This is a genomic window from Clostridium lentum (genome assembly GCF_014287815.1).
GTDB classification, from domain to species: Bacteria; Bacillota; Clostridia; order Clostridiales; family Clostridiaceae; genus Clostridium; species Clostridium lentum.
Map to the genome: position 1 here is coordinate 1 of NZ_JACOOQ010000034.1, position 2,957 is coordinate 2,957.

1 rRNA gene is annotated in these 2,957 nt (G+C 50.6%); it reads left to right on the top strand.

The window, feature by feature from the left end:
* Window positions 1-10: 10 nt before the first annotated feature.
* Window positions 11-2,919: ribosomal RNA gene (locus tag H8R92_RS12790) — 23S ribosomal RNA — on the top strand.
* The last annotated feature ends 38 nt before the right edge of the window (window positions 2,920-2,957 follow it).

The window sequence follows — 2,957 nt, forward strand, 5'->3', positions numbered from 1 at the left end:
ACTGATGATAGGTCAAGCTACAAAGGGCGCATGGTGAATGCCTTGGCATCAGGAGCCGATGAAGGACGTGATAAGCTGCGATAAGCTTCGGGTAGGCGCACATAGCCAGTGATCCGGAGATTTCCGAATGAGGGAACTCACATGGGAAACCCCATGTACCGTATAGTGAATACATAGCTATACGGAGGTAAACCTAGGGAACTGAAACATCTAAGTACCTAGAGGAAGAGAAAGAAAAATCGATTTTCTGAGTAGCGGCGAGCGAAAGGGAAAGAGCCCAAACCAGTGACTTGTCACTGGGGTTGCGGACAGAGCATTAACGAGAAGATGTTATTAACCGAACATAACTGGAAAGTTAGACCGTAGGAGGTAATAGTCCTGTAGGTGAAAGTAACATTTATCAAGCTTTGATCCAGAGTACCACGAGACACGTGAAACCTTGTGGGAAGCAGGGAGGACCACCTCCCAAGGCTAAATACTACCTGATGACCGATAGTGAAGCAGTACCGTGAGGGAAAGGTGAAAAGAACCCCGGGAGGGGAGTGAAATAGAACCTGAAACCGTGTGCCTACAACCGGTCAAAGCCCCATATGAGGGTGATGACGTGCTTTTTGTAGAACGAGCCAACGAGTTACGGTATGTAGCAAGGTTAAGTACTTAAGGTACGGAGCCGAAGGGAAACCGAGTCTTAATAGGGCGACTAGTTGCATGCCGTAGACCCGAAACCGGGTGACCTATCCATGGCCAGGTTGAAGCGAGGGTAAAACCTCGTGGAGGACCGAACCACGTTGCTGTTGAAAAAGCATGGGATGAGCTGTGGATAGCGGAGAAATTCCAATCGAACTCGGAGATAGCTGGTTCTCCCCGAAATAGCTTTAGGGCTAGCGTCGGATATGTGTAGTGGAGGTAGAGCACTGAATGGGCTAGGGGGCATATCGCTTACCGAACCTTATCAAACTCCGAATGCCATATACATTTAGTCCGGCAGTCAGACTACGAATGATAAGATCCGTGGTCAAAAGGGAAACAGCCCAGATCGTCAGCTAAGGTCCCAAAGTGTAAGTTAAGTGGAAAAGGATGTGGGATTTCTAAGACAACTAGGATGTTGGCTTAGAAGCAGCCACTCATTTAAAGAGTGCGTAATAGCTCACTAGTCGAGAGATCCTGCGCCGAAAATGTCCGGGGCTAAAACTTACCACCGAAGCTACGGGCTTGCGTAAGCAAGCGGTAGGGGAGCGTCGTAATCGGGCTGAAGTCGTACCGTAAGGAGCGGTGGACTGATTACGAGTGAGAATGTTGGCATTAGTAGCGAGATGTAGGTGAGAATCCTACAGGCCGAATATCTAAGGTTTCCTCAGGAAGGCTCGTCCGCTGAGGGTTAGTCGGGACCTAAGCCGAGGCCGAAAGGCGTAGGCGATGGACAACAGGTTGATATTCCTGTACCACTACCATCGTTATTATCGAGGGTGTGACGGAGAAGGATAGTGTGTGCTAGCGATTGGAAATGCTAGTCTAAGCGTTTAGGCAGTTACGGTAGGCAAATCCGCTGTAATGTTAATGCTGAGGCGTGATGGGGAAGGCCCTTGAGGCTGAAGTACATGATTCCATGCTTCCAAGAAAAGCATCTAGAGAGAGAAGTAGTGCCCGTACCGCAAACCGACACAGGTAGATGAGGAGAGAATCCTAAGGCCGGCGGAAGAATTGCAGTTAAGGAACTAGGCAAATTGACCCCGTAAGTTAGCGAGAAGGGGTGCCTACGAGAGTAGGCCGCAGAGAATAGGCCCAAGCAACTGTTTAGCAAAAACACAGGTCTCTGCTAAAGCGCAAGCTGATGTATAGGGGCTGACGCCTGCCCGGTGCTGGAAGGTTAAGGGGAACACTTAGCGCAAGCGAAGGTGTGAACTTAAGCCCCAGTAAACGGCGGCCGTAACTATAACGGTCCTAAGGTAGCGAAATTCCTTGTCAGGTAAGTTCTGACCCGCACGAATGGCGTAATGACTTGGGCACTGTCTCAACTGCAAATCCGGCGAAGTTGTAGTGCGAGTGAAGATGCTCGCTACCCGCGATTGGACGGAAAGACCCCGTAGAGCTTTACTGTAGCTTAGCATTGAATTCCGGTATTGTCTGTACAGGATAGGTGGGAGACTGGGAAACTAGGGCGTCAGCCTTAGTGGAGTCATCCTTGGGATACCACCCTGACAGTACTGGGGTTCTAACAGGATGCCATGAATCTGGTGACTGGACATTGTTAGGTGGGCAGTTTGACTGGGGCGGTCGCCTCCTAAAAAGTAACGGAGGCGCCCAAAGGTTCCCTCAGAACGGTCGGAAATCGTTCGTAGAGTGCAAAGGCAGAAGGGAGCCTGACTGCGAGACCTACAAGTCGAGCAGGGACGAAAGTCGGGCTTAGTGATCCGGTGGTACCTCGTGGGAGGGCCATCGCTCAACGGATAAAAGCTACCTCGGGGATAACAGGCTGATCTCCCCCAAGAGTCCACATCGACGGGGAGGTTTGGCACCTCGATGTCGGCTCGTCGCATCCTGGGGCTGTAGTAGGTCCCAAGGGTTGGGCTGTTCGCCCATTAAAGCGGCACGCGAGCTGGGTTCAGAACGTCGTGAGACAGTTCGGTCCCTATCCGTCGCGGGCGTAGGAAATTTGAGAGGAGCTGTCCTTAGTACGAGAGGACCGGGATGGACTGACCTCTGGTGCACCAGTTGTTCTGCCAAGAGCATGGCTGGGTAGCTAAGTCGGGAAGGGATAAACGCTGAAAGCATCTAAGCGTGAAGCCTCCCTCAAGATGAGATTTCCCATAGTCGAAAGACTAGTAAGACCCCTTGAAGAACACGAGGTTGATAGGTCAGAGGTGTAAGTGTGGTAACATATTTAGCTGACTGATACTAATAGGTCGAGGGCTTGACCAATAAAAATAGATTATCATTTATATGCAATTTTCAGAGAA